This is a genomic window from Winogradskyella costae (genome assembly GCF_013403865.1).
In the GTDB taxonomy this organism is placed as follows: Bacteria; Bacteroidota; Bacteroidia; order Flavobacteriales; family Flavobacteriaceae; genus Winogradskyella; species Winogradskyella costae.
In genome coordinates this window covers 1,678,294-1,698,847 of the sequence record NZ_JABFDK010000001.1, presented here as the reverse complement: position 1 = coordinate 1,698,847, position 20,554 = coordinate 1,678,294, and the positions used below count along the sequence as shown (strand labels likewise).

Annotated in this window: 20 protein-coding genes; 3 read left to right on the top strand and 17 right to left on the bottom strand. The window is 32.7% G+C overall.

Going from position 1 to position 20,554, the window contains the following annotated elements:
• Positions 1-2,306, bottom strand: a 2,306-nt coding sequence (locus tag HM986_RS07200) for a choice-of-anchor L domain-containing protein (protein ID WP_246288459.1), incomplete at its 3' end; no start/stop codon positions are given.
• Between the two features lie 182 nt (positions 2,307-2,488).
• On the opposite strand from HM986_RS07200, the gene HM986_RS07195 reads away from it, so the two are divergent.
• The 3 genes from HM986_RS07195 to HM986_RS07185 all read left to right on the top strand — a co-directional run bounded on the left by HM986_RS07195 (position 2,489) and on the right by HM986_RS07185 (position 6,534).
• Positions 2,489-3,391, top strand: coding sequence for a NifU family protein (locus HM986_RS07195; protein ID WP_179334353.1), 903 nt, complete (start codon positions 2,489-2,491; stop codon positions 3,389-3,391).
• 866 nt (positions 3,392-4,257) lie between these two features.
• Complete coding sequence (locus HM986_RS07190) at positions 4,258-4,959, top strand: hypothetical protein (RefSeq protein ID WP_179334352.1); 702 nt, start codon at positions 4,258-4,260, stop codon at positions 4,957-4,959.
• A 762-nt stretch (positions 4,960-5,721) separates the two neighbouring features.
• The gene (locus HM986_RS07185) at positions 5,722-6,534 is read left to right on the top strand and encodes a mechanosensitive ion channel family protein (protein ID WP_179334351.1); all 813 of its coding nucleotides are present in this window, start codon (positions 5,722-5,724) and stop codon (positions 6,532-6,534) included.
• Here the strand turns inward: HM986_RS07185 and tsaB are convergent.
• The 16 genes from tsaB to gcvH all read right to left on the bottom strand — a co-directional run bounded on the left by tsaB (position 6,531) and on the right by gcvH (position 20,545).
• Complete coding sequence (gene tsaB, locus HM986_RS07180; protein WP_179334350.1) at positions 6,531-7,202, bottom strand: tRNA (adenosine(37)-N6)-threonylcarbamoyltransferase complex dimerization subunit type 1 TsaB; 672 nt, start codon at positions 7,200-7,202, stop codon at positions 6,531-6,533. The two genes, HM986_RS07185 and tsaB, sit on opposite strands and share 4 nt — an antisense overlap.
• Positions 7,203-7,226: 24 nt before the next feature.
• A complete protein-coding gene (locus HM986_RS07175) occupies positions 7,227-8,531 on the bottom strand; it encodes an efflux RND transporter periplasmic adaptor subunit (protein ID WP_179334349.1) in 1,305 nt (434 codons plus the stop codon).
• A gap of 2 nt (positions 8,532-8,533) precedes the next feature.
• Positions 8,534-9,976, bottom strand: a complete 1,443-nt coding sequence (locus HM986_RS07170) for a TolC family protein (RefSeq protein ID WP_179334348.1) — start codon at positions 9,974-9,976, stop codon at positions 8,534-8,536.
• 197 nt (positions 9,977-10,173) lie between these two features.
• The gene (locus tag HM986_RS07165) at positions 10,174-10,407 is read right to left on the bottom strand and encodes a hypothetical protein (protein WP_179334347.1); all 234 of its coding nucleotides are present in this window, start codon (positions 10,405-10,407) and stop codon (positions 10,174-10,176) included.
• A gap of 2 nt (positions 10,408-10,409) precedes the next feature.
• The gene (locus HM986_RS07160; RefSeq protein WP_179334346.1) at positions 10,410-10,955 is read right to left on the bottom strand and encodes a DUF420 domain-containing protein; all 546 of its coding nucleotides are present in this window, start codon (positions 10,953-10,955) and stop codon (positions 10,410-10,412) included.
• Between the two features lie 2 nt (positions 10,956-10,957).
• A complete protein-coding gene (locus HM986_RS07155; protein WP_179334345.1) occupies positions 10,958-11,725 on the bottom strand; it encodes an SCO family protein in 768 nt (255 codons plus the stop codon).
• Positions 11,718-12,458 carry a hypothetical protein gene (locus tag HM986_RS07150; RefSeq protein WP_246288458.1) on the bottom strand — a complete coding sequence of 247 codons (741 nt, stop codon included), beginning with the start codon at positions 12,456-12,458 and terminating at the stop codon, positions 11,718-11,720. The genes HM986_RS07155 and HM986_RS07150 overlap by 8 nt, the downstream gene beginning before the upstream one ends.
• 135 nt (positions 12,459-12,593) lie before the next feature.
• The gene (locus tag HM986_RS07145) at positions 12,594-13,040 is read right to left on the bottom strand and encodes a cytochrome C oxidase subunit IV family protein (RefSeq protein ID WP_179334344.1); all 447 of its coding nucleotides are present in this window, start codon (positions 13,038-13,040) and stop codon (positions 12,594-12,596) included.
• A 109-nt stretch (positions 13,041-13,149) separates the two neighbouring features.
• Positions 13,150-14,151: a cytochrome c oxidase subunit 3 gene (locus HM986_RS07140; RefSeq protein ID WP_179334343.1), complete on the bottom strand. Its 1,002-nt coding sequence runs from the start codon at positions 14,149-14,151 to the stop codon at positions 13,150-13,152.
• A 37-nt stretch (positions 14,152-14,188) separates the two neighbouring features.
• Positions 14,189-14,788, bottom strand: a complete 600-nt coding sequence (locus tag HM986_RS07135; protein WP_179334342.1) for a cytochrome c oxidase subunit 3 — start codon at positions 14,786-14,788, stop codon at positions 14,189-14,191.
• Positions 14,789-15,682 (bottom strand): heme o synthase, encoded by an 894-nt coding sequence (cyoE, locus tag HM986_RS07130; protein WP_179334341.1) that lies wholly within the window; start codon positions 15,680-15,682, stop codon positions 14,789-14,791. It abuts the gene before it with no gap.
• Between the two features lie 182 nt (positions 15,683-15,864).
• On the bottom strand, positions 15,865-17,973 hold the full coding sequence (locus tag HM986_RS07125; protein ID WP_179334340.1) for a gliding motility protein RemB: 2,109 nt from the start codon (positions 17,971-17,973) through the stop codon (positions 15,865-15,867).
• Between the two features lie 122 nt (positions 17,974-18,095).
• Positions 18,096-18,896: an energy transducer TonB gene (locus tag HM986_RS07120; protein WP_179334339.1), complete on the bottom strand. Its 801-nt coding sequence runs from the start codon at positions 18,894-18,896 to the stop codon at positions 18,096-18,098.
• A gap of 118 nt (positions 18,897-19,014) precedes the next feature.
• A complete protein-coding gene (locus tag HM986_RS07115) occupies positions 19,015-19,743 on the bottom strand; it encodes an energy transducer TonB (RefSeq protein ID WP_179334338.1) in 729 nt (242 codons plus the stop codon).
• Between the two features lie 66 nt (positions 19,744-19,809).
• The gene (locus tag HM986_RS07110) at positions 19,810-20,130 is read right to left on the bottom strand and encodes a VanZ family protein (RefSeq protein ID WP_179334337.1); all 321 of its coding nucleotides are present in this window, start codon (positions 20,128-20,130) and stop codon (positions 19,810-19,812) included.
• 34 nt (positions 20,131-20,164) lie between these two features.
• Complete coding sequence (gcvH, locus tag HM986_RS07105; protein ID WP_179334336.1) at positions 20,165-20,545, bottom strand: glycine cleavage system protein GcvH; 381 nt, start codon at positions 20,543-20,545, stop codon at positions 20,165-20,167.
• Positions 20,546-20,554 lie beyond the last annotated feature (9 nt).

Genomic DNA, 20,554 nt, shown 5'->3' with positions numbered 1-20,554 from the left:
GGCGCTGTAGCTAAAGCTTTTGTGTTAACAACTAAATTAAATAATGCAGTGGCTGAGGCATTGTAACAACTAGAATCTCCTGCACTCGATACTCTAACAAATATCGGTTGTGAATTTGAAGTATTCGTATAATCTGATGGTAAAGCATTATCACCTGAATCGGCATCTGCAAAATTTAAATGATATGTTACTGTGAAATCTGTTGGAGATTGCGATCCTAAAATCGTTGATGTCTGAGCGCTTAAATCAAAGCTCATAAAACCGTCATTATCCACACCATCACAGGTTTCTAAATCTGAAACAGCATTGATTGTAGGTTCTGACACTGCTGTTATTGAGAATGATGCTATAGAAAAACAAGTTTGTGAAACCTCTGCAATACGTGCCCAAATAATCTGAGGACTAGTAACATTACTATAAACACTAGGTAATGCACCCAAATTATCTATAGCATCTTGTTCTGATAAGTGATAACTTACTGAAAAGTTTGTTGGATCTTGGCTTCCTAATATATTAGGATCGTTTACTGCTAAATTAAATTCTTCTATTCCTGAGTCGCTACACTCCACTAAATCAATTACCGTATTAGCGACTGGACTATCTCTAAATTCTATTGTAATTGAATCCGCAGAACCAGAACATATATTCTCTAATTCAAAATCAGCAAAATAGATTCCAGGCTCCGTGACACTAAGAGTCGATGATGTTTCACCTGGTATAACAACTCCATCTTTATACCAAACATGTGCTGCAGCATCAAGTCTTGTATCTAAAAGAACCTCTGATCCATCGCATTGGGCGTTCCCGCGTTCAATAGTCCTATCATCACCTAAATTTCCACCTAAATTGAAACTACCTGCTTTTATGAAAACACCTGAATCATATTGATTATCCCTATCATCTGCAATAACCAATTTTATGGTATAAGTCTCTCCTGAAACGACGGCAGAGCTTGCCGTAAAAACACGGGTTCTACCATCAAATGCTATTGGTGGTTGACCAGCAGGTGTATAACCGCCAAAGTATCGCTCATTGATTCCTCCACACGACGCCCCATTATCGGGATGTATGTTAGTCACCAAAATAGGTTCATTAGAATTTGGTAAAACTGCTAAATTTGAAACATTACCAAAAGAGTCTGTTAATAGGAAAGCAAAAGCATCGGAATAATCACATTCAAAACTCCCCATATTATACTCCTCAGAAGCCATTAAAAACTCAAAACTTATACTATCTGCTAAAGGAATAAAATCGAATTGAATAAATGTAGCATTATGAGAATCAACACCAAGTGCTAAATCTAAGCTATCATCACCAGGCCAAGTACCTGTTCCTTCACTTAAGGTCATATTATTAGGTCCACCTACATCACTAGCCTCTCCACTTGTTAGTAATAAGCCATCTTCAAAAGGAAAATCAGTTCCATTGCTAAAAAAATAACCGATACCATTAGGTTCAGAAGCATCATGTGTAATACCTGTTTCCGCAATAATATTAGATACTGATGCACATGGACTATTAACTAAAACATCTTCAATTAATTCCTCCGCAGTAAAGATATCTTGATTCACCACAACATTAGGTCCTAAAACAAAAACGGTTATCACCTCCATAGCTGTACATCCCTGCGGATTAGCATCGGTAACTGTTAAAGTAACTATATACGTGCCCGGATCATCAAAAGTATTAATAGTATTAACACCAGAAGCTTCATTTCCATCTCCAAAATCCCAATCATATGTGGCTCCTGTGTCATCTAATGAAAAAGTTGCACTTCCTGAAAAATCAACTGACTCTCCAGGCAGAATACCTATAACGCCGGCATTATTAGTGGCAGGAATTGTACTATCTATAGAGGCTATAATATCCTGACAAGCCGTAGCACACAAAATATCAGCCTCCCACCCCGTACTAGTTCCATTAACGTTGGATATAAACTCTATGGTTAAGCAACCAGACGCATTCGTTTCAGAAGCTCTAACACTGAAAGCATTAACAGGTCCAACATAAGTCCCTATTAATGGTGCCGTTGTATTATTATCACCATCATAAATTCTCATCACATCTTGGTCATCCCCGATTTGCGTGAAGAAAGATTGAAAATCAAGAATGGTAAACTCACCTAGATTTTGAGGACATATAGTCGTTACTAGATTTTCATCAGTATCATAAGTACCAAACTCTCCCCCAGAATCAAAAAACTTATCTGGTGCACAACGTGTAAACGTTCCGTTTTGCATTGAGATATCCTGAGCAAAACCAATTGTAGTAATGAATAAGGTAAGTAAACATAGAGTTTTTTTCATAATTAAATAGTTCAATTCAATTACGCATATACTGAGTAAGAGAAAACTTAAAATTGTGCGTAAATTTTATTGATCACGAAATTTAATCAAAATATATGAATTGACTTTATTTATGGTTATAAAACATCCATCCTTTAGATGATGTTTCATCTTGATATTTCATACTTTTGCAAATAAAAAAGATGTCACAAACTAAGATTTCCATAGTCTCAACTTCTAATGATGCAATTAAAAAATTTGAAGCTGATCGATTTCTAACTAATCATAATAGTTTTGAATTCAACAATATAGATGATGCCAAACATTCCCCTTTGGCTCAGCAATTATTTTATCTTCCATTTGTTAAAAAAGTATATATCGCTTCAAATTTTATAGCGATAGAACGTTATAATATCGTTGAATGGAAAGATGTAGAAAATGAAGTTGCGCAACAAATTGAAAATTATCTATCTAAAAATGATGTTGTAGTAAGTGAAGATGCTATAAAACCTAAGGCTGCAGTAACAGTATACGCAGAAAGCACACCAAATCCGGGAGTATTAAAGTTTGTTTGCAATAAAGTTTTGGTTCCAAATTTATACGAGTTTACTTCTATTGAAGACGCTAAGCCATCACCTTTAGCAACAGCTTTATTCCAATTTCCATTTGTAAAGAATGTATATATGGAAAAGAACTTTATTTCCATTACTAAGTTTGACATTATAGAATGGGAAGATATTACTCTTCAATTGCGAGAGTTTTTAAAATCTTACGTTGAAGATGGCAAAACCATTTTAAACGATGATGCTCCGAAGCAATTGAAAAAAACAGAAGAAGCTATTGAACAAAAATTTGAGGCTTTAGATGATATTTCAAAAAATATTATAAATATTCTTGAAGAGTACATTAAGCCAGCTGTTGAAAGCGATGGAGGGAATATTGAATTTATATCTTACGATGAAGCTACCAAAAAAGTTGAAGTATTATTACAAGGAGCTTGCAGTGGTTGTCCATCATCAACTTTCACTCTTAAAAATGGTATTGAGACTATGCTAAAAGATATGCTGAATGACAATTCTATTAGTGTAAATGCTATAAATGGTTAATAGTTTTTAACGTTAAACGATATTTATTCTCAAATCTAAAGTTATAAATGACTCCATTTGTAACTCTGAGTTAGAGCATTAAATTACAGCACGCATTAATCAAACGTAATTGTCTTTTACTACAGTTTATATCGCAGTGGTATAGCTTTTTGCTAAACCGCAGCCTATTCTTAACAAAAGCGTAATTCATTATAAAATAGAAGTAAAACCTATTTTAGCAAAGGGCTCTCCCTACAATACTGACGCATTTCTATCTTTAGAATTAGAAAATTCTAAAGATAGAATAATCAGTAACCGATATATCGTTGACCCTACCATAATAGTTACATAAAGGCAATAAAGGCGTACAATTGCTTTTTAATTGTTAAAAATAAGAATTTAAGTTTGCTCTTTTAACAAAAAGAATAGCGCTTAAATTCCTCAGCAATAACATATGAGAACGTTAAAATCAGACCTTAAAAATTAAGTTTTAAAAGAGGTAAATAACCTCCTATTGATCTTCCATCTATAAAAAATAAATGTTCTTTTTAATTAATGGCCAATTCTCCAAAGTGAAATTAAGTCAAACGCTTTTAAATCCGCTTGCGACAGTAGATATTGCGAATGTTAAATCTATCCTTGAAATTTTATAAATGATTAAAATTTATTAGTTTCGCTAAATCGATTTTTACAAAAAATAGATTTTTATTTTCTATAAAGTCAATGGCATCTTTCTAAACTTATAAAAGTTAGGGAACATTGCAATAAAGCATTTCAGAAAACGATAATAATATTGAGCAGGTTTATGTTTGAGAAGACACTATAACCTACAATAGAAATATTATCAATTTTAACATTAATTAAAAAATTAAATCTTTAAATAAATTATGACACGTATTAAACTTCTGATTCCTATATTTTTATTAAGCTTATGCACCACAGAAATAAGCTATGCACAGAATGTAAGCGCTAATGAGAGAATGCGTGCAGGCGATTTAGACCGTATGCAAGCTGCTGGACAACTTAATAGCGCCAAATTCTCGAATGCTATAGGTTCTCCTTTTATAAAGGAATCATTTGAACTTGTAAAACTTGATAAATTTGGGGACCGTCTTTACCAAGCAAGATATAATGCAAATTTAGGTGAAATGCAGATTAAACGCGAAAACGACACGATTGCATTGAGTAATTCTGAAGACATGACGATAACATTTACTTCAGATAGCAAAACTTACAAAACTTATAATTACATAAATAAAGAAGGTATATCAAAACAAGGTTTTCTTGTTGTATTAAAAGAAACTGAATCTTTAACTCTTTTACAAGAAGAAATCGTAAAATTCCACGAAAAAAAGCCAGCAGTTAGTAGTTATGCTAAAGACAAACCTGCGGAATATAAAAGAGCCAATGATGTTTATTATTATAAACAAGATGATAAAATATCCTTATTACCTCAAAAACGTAAAGATTTTTTAAAATCATTTCCTGATCATTCAGATAAGCTAAAAACTTATATAAAGAAAAATAAAATTAACTTTAAAGATCATGAAGATTTAATTACTTTATTTGAGTACATGAATACTTTATAATTGTAGAATTAAAAGCTTTTGGGACTTAAGCTTTAGAATATAACCTGTTGAAACCTATAAAACGGATTTTACAGGTTATTTTTTATCATCAAAAGATTGAGTTTACGCGCGTCGAAGACCTATTCTAATAGCTCCATTTGCAATAAGTAATCTCTTTGAATAATAACCCTGTTATATGTATTAATAAGAGGTTAAAAACATATTTTAGAGTAATTCACCACTTCAGATGCTCTATATGATTAAAAATTGATTAACTTTAGAAATGACTAAAAGCTCTTTCAAATAAAAGTTTCTCAACACCTTTCATATCAACTCATTCAACAGCTATTATATTTGTTTTATTATTCTATTTTTAATCAATTCTATACTTTTGAGAATATGAAAAGATTACGGTATTGTCCTCTATCTATAGTGACAATAAATCAAATAACAACTAATGTTAATCAAAGCTAAATTTTATCAATTTTTAAGTGACTATTTGAATAAAATGGTATCTAAATAATAGAAAGCTTAAAAAATTGAATTTGAATGATGTTAGTATTAACAGAAATATTAGTGAACCCTAATAAAGATATACATTTAACAACTCATAAGATAAATCTTCAAAACATAAAAAATTATTAAATACATTTATGCAAGACCTAAGAGCACGCATTAGCACTATAGTCTAACATAATTTAGAAGAAATTTATCTTTTGAAATAAAAAAACGCATTACTCGGCATGCAATTAGCCGATTTTTTCTAATATAAATTAAATAAATATGGATACACAAAAATGGATTGACGAAGGTTACAATTTTATCATAGAGTTTGGCCCAAAAGTTATTGCAGCTATACTTATATGGATTGTTGGTGGCTGGGCAATTAGAATGCTTTTAAAAGGGGCTACCAAAGCAATGAATAAAGGCGATTATGACGTAAGCTTAAAAAAGTTCTTATTAAACCTTATTAATTGGATTTTAAAAATTCTTCTCATCATTGTTGTATTAAGCACAGTGGGTGTTGAAACAACATCCTTTGCTGCGATTATTGCTGCTGCCGGTTTAGCCATTGGTTTAGCGTTACAAGGTTCTTTAGCTAACTTTGCTGGAGGAGTTTTAATTATGATTTTTAAGCCTATTAGAATAGGAGATTTTATAGAAGCTCAGGGCGAATCTGGAACAGTTAAAGAAATCGAAATTTTTACTACTAAATTAACGACTCCAGATAATAAAGAAATAATAATTCCAAATGGAAGCTTGTCTAATGGGAATATTGTAAATTTTTCTACGGAACCAATACGTCGTGTTAATTTTACATTTGGCGTGGGTTATGATTCTGATATTAAATTTACCAAAGAAACAATTATGAGTGTAATTAATAAGCACGACTTAATTCTCAAAGATCCAGCACCTGCGATTAATGTTTCAGAGCTAGGAGATAGTTCTATCAATTTCTTCACAAGAGTTTGGGTTAAAAAGGAAGATTATTGGACTGTTAACTTTGATGTTATTGAGCAAACTAAAGAAGCTTTAGATGCTGCTGGAATTGATATTCCATATCCACATCAAGTCGAAATACAAAAGAAAGGTTAAACTTTCTTTTTTAAAGCTACAAAATCCTTTAAATAATAAGGTTCAAAATAAGCGACATCTACGGTGTCGCTTTTTTTGTGCTTTTGTTCTGCTAAAAACCCCATCTCATTTGCTGAAGGCAATTTTCCATCTACAAATACAGCATTAGGATGTTCAATTAAGCTTTTAGTCTTTTCTACACCATTTCCTACAAAATAAATTTTATGATCTTTAAGAAGCGTTCTAAAACTCTCTTCCGTGAGGATTTCAGCTTGTATTTCTCTATGCAATTCAAAGTTTGAATTATAGATGGCCGAATACACCTCCATACGTCTAGCATCTAACATCGGAACAATGAAGCCATCCGAAATGGTAACTTGATGTGCTAAACTTTCTAAAGTTGAAATTGCAATTAATGGTTTATTCAATGCGAAACACAATCCTTTTGCGGAAGATACACCTATACGTAAGCCCGTGTACGAGCCCGGGCCTTTACTAACTGCTACTGCGTCAATTTCAGAAGGTTTTATTTTTGAACTCTTAAACACTTCATCAATAAAAAGATGTAATGTTTCGGCATGTGAAAACCCTAAACTATTATCTTCTTTTAAAACTAAAGTCTCTCCATCCTTAGATAGAGAGACTGAACAATTTGTAGTTGCTGTTTCTATATTTAGCACTAATGCCATCGGTTATTTGGTGTTTTTTTAGTCCTAGCTTTTAGAGTCAGAAGCCTCTACAGAACTTTTATTTTGTACTTGAATTAAATCTCCCGGGTTCAAATTTTTAGAAACCATGATATATGGCCCTACAATAATTTCATCTTCTTTAGTCAGTCCTGAAGTAATCTCAATGTTAGTATCATCTTGAATACCTGTTTTAACAACTCTCAATTTGGCTTTGCCATTCTCGTTTACAAACACACATTCAAATTTTTGCTCTTCAGTATTATAATCCCCTGTGTCTATCGTTGTTGTTTTTTCGTATGATTTTTTTGTTGAACTTGTATCTGTTTTGATCACAATAGCACTAATAGGCACCGAAATGGCATCTTTTCTAGTTTTTGTAATGATATCTACAGTGGCAGTCATTCCTGGTCTAAAAGGTGAATACGTTTCAGGCTTTCCTTCTGTTAAATCTTTATAAGATGCTTCTATTATTCTAACTTTAACTTTAAAATTAGTCACTTGGTCTGCCGCTAAAGTACCCGCAGCAGAATTAGCTATAGCCGTAACAACTCCTTTAAATTTTTTCTTTAAATAAGCATCAACTTCAACAATTGTAGAATCTCCAATGTTCACTTTTACAATGTCATTTTCATTTACATCGACTTCAACCTCCATATTCTTTAGGTTAGCCACACTCAAAATTGGCGTACCAGCCATTTGTTGTGTTCCAACCACACGCTCACCCAATTCTACACTTAAGAGAGAAATGGTTCCTGTCATTGGCGAATAAATTGTTGTTCTACTCAAATTGTCTTTAGCTTCATTTACTGTTGCCGCAGCACTCTGTACACTGTAATATGCAGAACTTTTACCTGCAACTGCAGTTTCGTACGTTGCAATAGAACGATCCCATTCTGATTTAGAAATAACACCTTTATTAAAAAGGGTTTCATTTCGCTCATAATCAGCTTTGGCTTGTTTTAAATTGGCTTCTGCTTGTTCTAAACCTGCTCTTACATTTTGATAAGATGCCTGTGTTCTACTTACCGCAGATTGAATTAAATCTGGATTTACACGCACCAATAAATCACCTTTATTGACTTCTTGCCCCTCTTTGAATGGTAATTCTAAAATTTCACCAGATACTTCTGAAGATATTTTAACTTCTACTTCTGGTTGAATTTTCCCTGTAGCAGATACTGTTTCAACAATATCTTTCAAAGTTACTTCTTTAATCGTAACTTCTTTAAAATCACCTTTTTCTCCAAACCAGCCCATTTTAGATCCTGCAACTACGATTAGTAGTCCTACAATGAAAAGTCCGACGATAATTTTTACTCTTTTGCTCATAATTAAAACTTTAGTTCAGTTGCAGGAATTCCGAAGTACAATTCGAGAACCTTTAACTTAAATATGTAATCGTACTTAGCACGATTTAATTCGATATTAGCATTGTCAAATCTAAGTTTAGATTGGCTAAAATCGAAAGCATTGGTTAAACCAACATCGTAACGTTCTTTAGCATAATCGTAAGCTAATTCTTGGGATTCTACAGCTAATTTTGCTGCTTCGTAAGATTTTAAAGCGCCTTTGGCATCAACATAAGCTTGGTATACTGTAGATTCTAAATCTAATTCCGCTTGCTCTAATTGAAATTTAGAACGCTCTAAGCTAATTTTACTTCTTTGAATGTTTCCTTTAGTTATAAACCCATTTAAAATAGGAATATTTAATTGTAAGCCATAAGAAATACCATCGTTTTGATACAATTGATCTACAAAAGGATCGGCACCAAGCACCACTGTACTAGTGTTGGGAATCTGACCAACCACAGCTTGACCTGTACCTTCAACCGTACCTATTTGTTGCGTAATTATTGGATTATCACTATCTAATTGTTGAATAAAAGATGTCGCATCTGTATATCTTGTATCATAACCAAAGAAAGCCGATAGCGTTGGGTAATTAGCACTTTTAGAAATCTGTAAATCTTTTTTTGCTAATTCTACATTTTGCTCTGCAATTTTAATTTCAGAACGTGTCTCTTTAGCTTTTGACACTATTTCTGTAACATTTTTACCCGAAATGCCATCATCTACAATATCGTAACCGTCATCTTCAATATCGAAATTTTCGTAATCCTTGATTAATAATAATTGTGCTAGACTAATTAATGAAATCTGAATACTATTCTCTGCATTTATAATAGATTGCTGTTCACTGGCATCAGTTGCTTTTATCTCTAAAAGATCACCTCTTGGTAAAGAACCGGCGTCTACTAGTTCTTGAGTTCTTTGTATTTGTGCTCTCGTAACTTCATTTTGAGACTTAAAAACCTCGAGATTGGCCTTATTTAATATCACTTGTAGATAGTTATTAGCTACAAACAGAGAAATATCGTCTTTCATTTTATCTAAACGATACTGACTTGCTATTTTAGAGATATCTGCACGTTGTAATTGTCTAAAGTTTCTAAGGCCATCAAATAATGTGTACCCCATATTAATTCTACCCGTAACAGATAAAAAGGTGGTTGTTTGCGCATTATTCGTTACTGGATTAAAACTTAAACCTGTATTTTCTGAGACTCCACCGCTTGCACTTATTGATGGTAAAAAATTGCCCTTAGCCGTAAGTTTATCAACATCTGCAAGTTGTAAATCCAACTCACTTTGTTTAACAGAAATATTATTTTCTAAGGCATATTCTACACACTCTTTTAGTGTCCATTTTTTATTTTGCCCTTGCGCTAAAACCCCAAAAAGAAGCAATATTATTATGATTGGTTTTTTCATGATGCTTATTGGTCTATGTAATACATGAAGTGTTACACTAAATTTAAAAAAATATTGATCAGCATACTATGAGTATACTTAATTATTTAATCTTTGAACAAGATTAATAGTTTAGTTAAATTCCTAAACCTAATGAATTAACTGACTTTATCTTAGTCTATTCATAAGACTACTGACCGAAAGAAATGTTACAAATTTTAATTTGTATTTTCTGCTTTATTTGGTTTACTGTATTTTCTATAAATAATAAAACCAATAACACCAACTAAAATATAAGGTACAGCCATTAAGAAAACGATACCATCATTAATACCTTCTGCCATATTTTGGTCTTCGCCACTTTCTAAAACAGCTCTACACATAGCACATTGTGCATTTGTTTTTAGAAAAAACGATAGAGCAATAATAACTAATAAAATCTTGCGCACCATAGTTATATATAATAAGGTGAAATCATAATATAAACAATAACTCCTGTAATAGCAACATACAGCCACATTGGAAATGTAATTCTGGCTATTTTTCTATGACGATCTCTATCATTAGTGATTCCTCGTACATAAGTAATCAATACAAACGGAATAATAACGATGGATAATACAATGTGCGTAATGAGAATAAAGTAGTAGATAAACTTAATTGCACCTTCACCACCAAATGGTGTAGAATCAGAAGTCATGTGATAAGCCACATACATCACAAGAAAAATAACAGAAGTCCAAACAGACGTTGTCATTAAGTTTTCATGAAGTACAATGTTTTTTCTCTTAATTGCAATAAAAGCAAATATCAATAATACAGCGGTAAATCCATTTATTGTGGCATAAATTGGAGGTAAAAACGTTAAAGGTTGCACATCAAAACCTAAATCTTGTAATTTAACGCGTGATAAAACAGCTACTACAATCGGAATAATTATTGATAAAATAATAATCCATTTATTATACTTCTTAGCTTTAACCTGATTAACAGTTTCCATAATTATTCCTTTAATAATTTAGAAATATCTTCTTTTAAAATCGTTATTTCCTGAGCAATTCCATCTTCATCAACACCATCTACTTCAGAAATTAATCCATTATAAAAAATCTTTGGATTTCCAAAATCATCTTTTCTAGACCTTATGTAACCTTCTTTATCAATTAATGCAAAGTTTCCTGAATGTTCAAAACCACCTTCTACGCTATCGTCTTTAGCTGTATACAAATTAAACCCTTCATTGGCTAACTTATATATTTCAACCTCATCACCTGTTAGAAAATTCCAGTTAGGGTTTGTTACGTTATACTTCTCTGCATACGCTTTTAAAACCTCTGGAGTATCTATCTCTGGAGAAATGGTAAATGAAGCGATTCCAAAATTCTCAAATCCATCAAATTGATTTTGAACTCCCACTAAATTTCTACTCATAATTGGGCAAATGGTTGGACATGTGGTAAAGAAAAACTCAACAACATATACTTTCCCTAAATAATCTTGATTTGTAATTGTAACACCATCTTGATTTTTAAAACTAAAGGCTGGTACTTTTTTAGATTCTCCATTAATTTCTAAATAGACCAAATCACTTTTGTTCTGCTTCGCATTCTTTTCAATTGAATTAGAAGTCGAAACATCTTTACTACGGCTTTCGTCTCTTATAATATCACCATCGCTAACACGATCAATGATTTTAGGAATGAATATAATACCAAATACTAGAATTATAAATGCAATTCCAACATACGAATAACTTGTTTTTTTACTCATTATCTTGTTTTAATTCTCTGTTTCTTCTTGTCTCAGAATCCTCAAATTTTCCTTCTCTTTTTTGTCGGTATTCTGTAAATAATATACGAACATCATCACTCATCATATTCTTTATTTCTGCGACCTCAATACTATTGTAAGAATATACGCTAAAGGCTGGCTTTTTATCTTCAACCTCTTTCTCATCGCGTCCATCTATCCTACCTCGTTGGCTTAAGTCTTTATCTATAATAAATACATCACTCACCGATAGGTCGTCACTTAACTTGTGCTGGGATTTTAAAGTACTGTAGAGCATTTTTATATCCCCTTCGCTAGCAAAGGCATAGTGCCAATATTTTAAATCTTCGTAGGTATTGATTTCCTTCTTCAGAATTTTAATATCCTCTTCAGTTCCTTCGGGAACTACGATGACAATTTGAAAATTCTTGAAGCCTTTAAATTTATCATAAACCAGCTCCTTAAGGTTAGAAGCCGCAATCATTTTATCTAACGGTTTTTTTCCTAAAAAACCTAACACTGTAATATGTCCCTTTAAAGCAATGCTATCAGTTCTATCTGAAGTAAAACCTTCGATATCAGAAACATTATTATTTACAATATTTAAGGGATCGTAATTATGCTTTGCAGGATAAAGCATTAATAAAAAGGCAACAGGTAAAAAAAATAATATCCCAAGAACTGTATAACGCTTTACTTTGTCCATTTTCATTTTACGAGAACTAAAATCCATATTTTTATGGGAATAATTATCAATAATTTAGCTTAAATTACTGATATACAAAAATAGAAAAGGCGGTTTAGAAAAACCACCTTTTAATTGTATTTAACACTTTGTTTTAACGCCGTGTAAATGTATGTTTTCTATCTAAAAATCATGCTTAATTAAGGCGTCTTTTCCATTATAAACATTAAAGACATAACCACCTTCTTGAAGTAAGATAAACATTAAATAGCATATTAGAAAAACACCCGTCCAAACGATCATTTTTCTAAAGCTACCAGTTTCATCGCGTAGGTGCATAAAATCCCATGCAATATAATAAGCCTTGATGATTGTCAATACAATAAATATTAGGTTTAAAGGCTTCATGTAAACAATTGGTGATAAAATAATATTACCTATAGTTGCGAAAAAACCACCTTCAAAGGGATCCATCCAAGTATGCATAAAAGCATCTGGTTTGTAAATCCCTAACACTACCTCTACAAGGGTAATAAAAGTTAGAAAAGCTAAAACTCCCCATATCTTTTGTGTGTTAGATTTAAATTTCCAACGTCCTCTAAATATTTCTAATTTATGTTCGTGTGCCATAATTTAATCTTATTATCATGTGATTTTATTTATTCAGTAATAAAAGACACATGTTGTTCGCTATTAACTATTATATTGAGCGATAAAAATTTTATATGCTCGTTTCTTTTTATACTAGATAGAAGAATGTGAATACAAATACCCATACTAAATCGACAAAGTGCCAGTACAGACCTACTTTCTCTACCATTTCATAACTTCCGCGTCGTTCATAAGTCCCAAGAACTACATTGAAAAATATAATAATATTTATTATAACCCCAGATAATACGTGGAAACCGTGAAAACCTGTAATGAAGAAAAAGAAGTCGGCAAATAATGTGGTACCGTATTCATTAACCTGAAGATTAGCTCCTTTAACAACGAGCTTCCCTCTTTCTTTTACCTGTTTAAGTGACTCTGCTCTAGATAAAACGGTCTTATGACCATTCTCGTCTATAAACTGGTTTCTTACTAAAACATTTTCATTAGCAACTAAACCTTCATATATCTCATTAACAGTATATGGGGGCAATGTACCTTCGTCAACAAACCAAAGTCCATTTTTACGTTCATGATCAACACGATCACTTGCTTGCACTACGGCTAAGTCTTCTATAGATACGCGTTTAAATTTCTCTACACCATCAACAGTTACATACTCACCAAACTGTAAAATGTTTCCACCTTTAGTTTGTACAGCACCATAATCGCCTTGTATAAATGTTGCCCATTCCCAAGCCTGAGAACCAACGAATATAGCACCACCAATAATGGTTAAGAACATATAAATCGTCACTTTGGCTTTATTCATGTGATGACCAGCATCCACTGCCAATACCATTGTTACCGATGACATAATAAGTATAAACGTCATAATTGCCACATATATCATTGGCAATTCCTGACCATGTAAAAACGGTACGTGTGTAAACACTTCATCCGCTATAGGCCATTCGTTTATAAACTTAAATCTCGAAAAACCATAAGCGGCCAAAAAACCTGAAAATGTTAATGCATCAGATACAATGAAAAACCACATCATCATTTTTCCGTAACTTGCTTTTAGTGGCTCATTGCCACCTCCCCAAGTTTTTTCTTCTGTACCAGTACTAGCTACTGTAGAATCCATAGAATTTATTTAAATTTTTAAGATTGGACAAAAATAATCAAATTATATATCTAAAAAAATATAAAAACAAAAAGAGCACAAGCCAAAGCATATCTACGAAATGCCAAAAATTCGCAGCTAGTTCAAAACCCAACATATTGTTGGAGTTATACTTTTGTTTAAAATGATTATAAATTACAACAATCAGACATATTAGGCCAGCAATGACGTGCGCTATATGCAATATTGCTATAACATAAATGTAAGACATTGTAATATTACTTGTTGGTCCGGTAAAATAATAACCAGACATGATAATCTCACCAAAACCAGCAAACTGACTGTATACGAACGCAATACCTAATCCAAGCGTAACAAATAACCAAACTGTTACCATTTGCATTTTATTTTGCTCTAAAGCCCGTTTTCCTAAAATAAAAGTCAAACTACTTAACAAAATAAGCACTAAACTTATAAAAAAGGCATTCGGTAATTGAAAATCAATCAACCAATCTTCGTTCAGCCGTTGTTTACTACTCACAATAAATGCACTAATTAAACCAGCAAATGACATAATTAATGAGCCAATACCAAACCATAGCATCATCTTTTTAGATCGTGCTTTTTTAACTTGCTGTGTACCTTGTGTTAAATCCATTTATCTTAAAAATTTATCTGCAACGTATATAATTTGCAATAATGTAATATAAAACACACTAGATAGCATGAGTTGTTTTGCTGCTTTTATGGAACGTTCTTTAAATAATCTTATCGCATAAACCAACATTACCAAACCGAGTATAAATACGAGAATAGCGCCTACAATTGATAATTTTAAATCACCTGTAAATCCCACAACAGGAATTAAGGATACAATAATAGTCCAAACGCTATACATAATAATTTGTACTGCAGTTCCTTTGTCCGGATTTCCTGTTGGTAACATATGAAATCCTCCTTTCTTATAATCGTCGTGTAAAAACCAGCCAATAGACCAAAAATGTGGAAATTGCCAAAAAAACTGTATCGCAAATAAAGTTCCTGCTTCAATACCAAAACTGTTACGTGCAGCAACCCAACCTAACATAAATGGAATTGCTCCAGGCAAAGCACCGACAAACACAGCCAAAGACGTTTTTGTTTTTAAAGGAGTGTAAACACTGGTATATAAAAAGATAGAGATTGCACCATACATGGCTGTTTTAGGATTAATGATATACAATGTAATTAAACCTAAAATTGTAAATGTAGCTGCAATTATGAATGCCGTATTTACAGACATTCTACCCGCAGGAATTGGTCTATTCTTAGTTCTATCCATTAAGGCATCTAAGTCGCGCTCAATGATTTGATTGTATGCATTAGAAGCTCCAACCATAAAATAACCACCAAAAGCCAATAAAGCGATTGTCGTAAAACTTATTGTTTCTGCCCCAAGAAAATAGCCAGCAATAGAGGAAAAAACTACACTTAGGGATAAACCCATCTTGGTAATTTCCTTGAAATCTGTTATCACAGAAGCTGTTGATATCGAAGATTTTGTATAACTCAAACTATACGATTTTGTTTCTTTTAAAAGCGACAGCAAAGATAGTTTGAAAATTGATTCTGACCAACGTTAAACTTTAGTTTTATTAATATGTAAACCTGGTGTCTCTGAGCTTTACAAAAAGCGCTATGCTTAGTAGAACATTAAAACAAATTATATGGTTGACTTCTATAAAAATTTATTTATTAGATATCATTATACCAGTTAAATAGGTCCGTACGTATCCCAATACTAAACCAAAGCGTATTGGAATCTTTTGTAGATGCCGTTATTGCCTCTGGATTAAAATCTCTGTATATAATATTAGTAAATAGCTTTAGATTTGTTGCCGGATTCAGTAAATAGCCTGCCTGTACCTCTGTCATAAAGCTATTGGTTTTATTGCCCTGGCCAATTTTTATTCCGGTATCCGCATTACGATCATTATAATCTCTATAAATATCACCTCCGTAAGAAAAGCTATCGTCCGCGGTATTAAAATCAAAACCACGTTGCCCAATTATAAATTTAGCATCACCGAACCAACGCTTATAATTATAACGACCTATTAGCACTAGTTCTCTAAAATTCGCACCCCATAGATGTGCCATTGGCTGATTAAAACTAGCATAATTAAGAACTTGCGTGTTGTGCGAATAGGTATAAGGACGCACTTGGTTATACTCCGCCTGAAGTAACAAATTATCAACATCAAACGTATTAAAATATTTAACACCTACTTGATAGCCAAATTTGTTCTTCCAGCTTTGATCACCAGCTTTAACATCACTCAACGAAAATTCATCTAAAATAAATTGTCCGTAGAGATTCACTTTATTATTCCATTTGTATTTAGAACTTAAACCTAAAATAGCATTTCCGGCATCTTGCCCAGTTTGAAATTCAATAGCGCGAAGAAAGATAATTGGATTAAGATAGTTAACATCAAAACCTCGCTCATTGGTGTTTTCCCAAATTACAGACTCAAAGAAACCTATATTTAATCGTTTAGAAACATTCCAACTTAAATAATGATTGGCCATGTATTTAGTTAAAAATGCACCATCCACTTCAACTTCTGGTCGTACGTCTTTTAGCCACATCCAAGTGCTAGTATATTTTATTTTCCAAAAAGTTGCATTTAACTTTAAAAATGGATTAGGACTAGCAACATCACTCTGAAGTAGAGACCTATAACCATCACCTATAAAGTTTTTTCCATGACCAAATTGTACATTTAAGAAATCTGCAGGCGTATAGGACAAATAAGCTTCAGCGGCTGGGTAGTCATAAGCATCTTCCTTAAAACGCTTCGCAATTCCACGACCGGGAATAATAGCTGGTTCGCCACCTCCGCGTCTCAACGCTTCAGCATATTGATTAAAATAATCGGCAAAACGACCTTGACTCTCATATACGGAGGCCGTTAAATTAAATCGTTTTCCTAAGCCGGCTTGTATATTAACCCCTCTGGTATTATTCCAAGTTGAATTAAAATCGGCTTCAGTATCCTTACCTACTTGTAAATCTAAAATAGGATCTACGGTAAACCAATAGTTTTCACCCTGTATTTCTACTAAATGTTCATTGAATACTTTTCTTCCTACCCACGTATCAGTGTCCTTAGCTAAGCTCTCTTTTTCAGCCTTAATATCGTAATACCTTGCCACATCGCTATATACAAAAGGTTTAGCTGCGGTATGGCTATTGGTACCTATAGCATTCATTTCATCATCAAAATGTGCATAATATGAATGTGTAAAAGGCACATTTAATTGACTACTGTACTCTAATTTTTCGTAATTTGTTATTGCCTTATCAACATCATCGAATTCATTTGATAAAACAGCATTGAGGCTGTCTTTCTCTGTAAGTTTAACGTCAACCGGTCGTTGCAACACCTCCTCTACGGGTTTAGTTAATGGAATAGCGATACTAATGCTATATTGAACAAATGTGGGATTACCGTTATAGGTTGCAGGTTGTATTTTTGGCAGCAAATTAAAAACACGTTGGCTTTCGACTTTTAATTCTTCATAAATAGCATCTGTATAAATCGCTTTAAACTCACCTTCATTATTAACTTCAAATAATACTTTAACATCCCCTACGTAAGATTCATCTAATACGATTTGGGGTATTTCAAAATTTTCAAAAATAAAAGAATTCAAGGTAAAGTTGAAGCACGATTTTAACTGATTTACAGCAACAGAATCACATTGCTGAAATACAGGAGATTTTTCGTAAGTCAATAAGGTTTGAGTATAACCAAAGGCGGTCGTTAACAGAATAGCAAATAGCACAATGCGCTTCATAAAGGACTAAATTTTAATGGGCGAAAGATACTTAAATTTTTCAGTAACCGATGGACCTAATACTGTATAAAAAAAACCGCCATTATAAAAATAGCGGCTTTAGATTATATGAATATTATAATTTAATAGTTCCTAGAATCAAAAACAATAGGCAATGTATATATAACACCGACAGGTATTTGTCGCTGCAGCCCCGGCTCCATCTTAGGAATTTTATTAAGTACTCGACTCGCTTCCTTTTCTAAAGCAGGGTGTGGTCCTCTAATTTTAATATCTGTAACATTCCCAAATTTATCAATTGTAAATTGGGTAGATATTTTTTGTCTTCCCGAAATACCATATTGCGAACCGACACCAACATCAAATTTATTTCCAATTAATTTGGTAATCTTATCTGACATGCATTTTTTTCGGTCGTTATTATTAGTGTATTTTTCACAACCAGGATATACAGGAACCTTTTCGATTAAGGTAAATGGCACAAAGATATCCTCATCTACCGGGTCTGTGGTTTCTGGCAGACTACTCGGCACAAATGGTTTTGTTTCAGGTTTTCTTTCTTCTAGAGTAATAATTTCTTTCTCTACGAGCTCTTTTTCATTTTTAACTTCTTTAAACACGTCAATTAACTTGGTACTTCTTTCAACTTTTGGTTCTATTTTTTCAGGTTGAACAACCTCAGGGACGACAGCAGACATAACATCAATTACAGCCAATTCGTTGTCACCTATAGTGTCAATGGTAATTACTTTTTCTTGAAACTGCATTTCGAAAAGGGCATAAGTCCCCAATAGACAAAGAATCAGCCCAATTTGAAAATAAAGGCTTGAGTTTTTTTGTAAATTTGCATCATGCTTTTGTGATTTCTTTACCTCGGTAGCGCTCTGACCAGCAACACCGAAGTCTTTTTTAGAATTTTTCATAATATTTAAGATTTAAATGTTAATATTATGTCAAAGTCACAATAAGCATACCAAAACGAAAATCCCGCTCAATTAAGTTTGAACGGGATTTTTATATAAGAATAATTTTATTAACGTCTTAATCTTGTACTTGGAAAACAATTGGAATAGAGAATGGCATTACCACTGCTTTCCCTCTTTGTTTACCTGGTTGCATTTTAGGTAATTGTCCTATAACACGTTTTGCTTCTTTCTCTAAACCAGGGTGTGGCCCACGAGCAACAATACTTGTTATGTTACCTGATTTATCCACTTTAAACTGAACAAAAATTCTTTTTTTACCAGGAGGTAATCCTAGATCTCCAGCTAAATCAGTGTTAAACTTTTTACCAATGAACTTATTAACCTTATCATTCATACAGTTTTTCTTAGCTGCATTTCCTTTTTCTTTTTCACAACCTGGAAAAACAGCAACATTTTCAATAACTGAGAATGGAACTTCTAAGTCTTCTTCAACTTCTGCTACTTCAACTTCTTCAACTTCCACAATTTCTGTTTCCATTTCAGTTTCAGTTGACTCTATCACAGTTTCTTCTATCTCTTCTTCATCTTCAACCACTTCAATCACTTCTGGAGCTGCAGGTGGTGGTGGTGGTGGTGGTGGTGGTGTTACAATTTGTTCTGTAATTGGCACTTCTTCGTCTAATTCATCATCTAAATTTAACGAGTCAGCAATAACATCAACTTTATCGTAAGTTTTATAATTTATAGCCATGTAGGTTATACCCAACATTAAGGCAAGACCAACAGCAAAAAACAGTGAACTGTTTCTACTTACGTCTGATTTGTGATTCTTTTTAGGTTTCATAATATAATTTTTTAATACAACATCGCTAATTTAACTAAATAATAGTAAAACAAACAAGGCTTTAAGTTAATTTAATTTATATCTAATTATTTTACCTACAATTAATGTACCAAATATAGCACCAATACTATTTGCTATTAAATCATAAGTATCATAAGTCCTATTAGGATTAACAACGTATTGTAGCAATTCTAGGATAAATCCTAGAAAGATAGCAGCAAAACAAACGATATAAAGTAATCGGTTTTTCTTAAAATGTTTAACGTAAAGTCCCCATAATAATGTTAAACCTAGATAAGCAACAATATGATAAATCTTATCATCGAATGAAGAGCCTAAACTTGGCACGCCATTCAATGTTATTAAACTCGCAATAACCAATGTCAACGAATAAGCTATTGACAGGAGTAAAAGCGTTTTTTTAACCACTGATAAGTGCTTTATAAGCATCTGCAGATAATAAATCATCTATTTGAGATGCATCTGAAAATTTTAATTTTATCATCCAACCCTCACCATAAGGATCTGAATTCACTTTTTCAGGCTCATCTTCTAAACCTTCATTAAATTCAATAATCTCACCTGACAGTGGTAAGAATAAATCTGAAACTGTTTTAACAGCCTCTACGGTACCAAATACCTCTTCAACTTCTAATGCTTCATCTAAAGTATCTACTTCTACATAAACAATATCACCTAATTCGCTTTGAGCGAAATCGGTAATACCAATTGTAGCGATATCTCCTTCAATTTTGATCCATTCGTGGTCTTTAGTGTACTTTAATTCTGATGGTGTATTCATCTTTAACTT

Coding starts and splice junctions, on each gene's coding strand:
- HM986_RS07195 (WP_179334353.1), top strand. CDS start 2,489: ATGTCACAAACTAAGATTTCCATAGTCTCAACTTCTAATGATGCAATT.
- HM986_RS07190 (WP_179334352.1), top strand. CDS start 4,258: ATGACACGTATTAAACTTCTGATTCCTATATTTTTATTAAGCTTATGC.
- HM986_RS07185 (WP_179334351.1), top strand. CDS start 5,722: ATGGATACACAAAAATGGATTGACGAAGGTTACAATTTTATCATAGAG.
- tsaB (WP_179334350.1), bottom strand. CDS start 7,202: ATGGCATTAGTGCTAAATATAGAAACAGCAACTACAAATTGTTCAGTC.
- HM986_RS07175 (WP_179334349.1), bottom strand. CDS start 8,531: ATGAGCAAAAGAGTAAAAATTATCGTCGGACTTTTCATTGTAGGACTA.
- HM986_RS07170 (WP_179334348.1), bottom strand. CDS start 9,976: ATGAAAAAACCAATCATAATAATATTGCTTCTTTTTGGGGTTTTAGCG.
- HM986_RS07165 (WP_179334347.1), bottom strand. CDS start 10,407: ATGGTGCGCAAGATTTTATTAGTTATTATTGCTCTATCGTTTTTTCTA.
- HM986_RS07160 (WP_179334346.1), bottom strand. CDS start 10,955: ATGGAAACTGTTAATCAGGTTAAAGCTAAGAAGTATAATAAATGGATT.
- HM986_RS07155 (WP_179334345.1), bottom strand. CDS start 11,725: ATGAGTAAAAAAACAAGTTATTCGTATGTTGGAATTGCATTTATAATT.
- HM986_RS07150 (WP_246288458.1), bottom strand. CDS start 12,458: ATGGATTTTAGTTCTCGTAAAATGAAAATGGACAAAGTAAAGCGTTAT.
- HM986_RS07145 (WP_179334344.1), bottom strand. CDS start 13,040: ATGGCACACGAACATAAATTAGAAATATTTAGAGGACGTTGGAAATTT.
- HM986_RS07140 (WP_179334343.1), bottom strand. CDS start 14,151: ATGGATTCTACAGTAGCTAGTACTGGTACAGAAGAAAAAACTTGGGGA.
- HM986_RS07135 (WP_179334342.1), bottom strand. CDS start 14,788: ATGGATTTAACACAAGGTACACAGCAAGTTAAAAAAGCACGATCTAAA.
- HM986_RS07125 (WP_179334340.1), bottom strand. CDS start 17,973: ATGAAGCGCATTGTGCTATTTGCTATTCTGTTAACGACCGCCTTTGGT.
- HM986_RS07120 (WP_179334339.1), bottom strand. CDS start 18,896: ATGAAAAATTCTAAAAAAGACTTCGGTGTTGCTGGTCAGAGCGCTACC.
- HM986_RS07115 (WP_179334338.1), bottom strand. CDS start 19,743: ATGAAACCTAAAAAGAATCACAAATCAGACGTAAGTAGAAACAGTTCA.
- gcvH (WP_179334336.1), bottom strand. CDS start 20,545: ATGAATACACCATCAGAATTAAAGTACACTAAAGACCACGAATGGATC.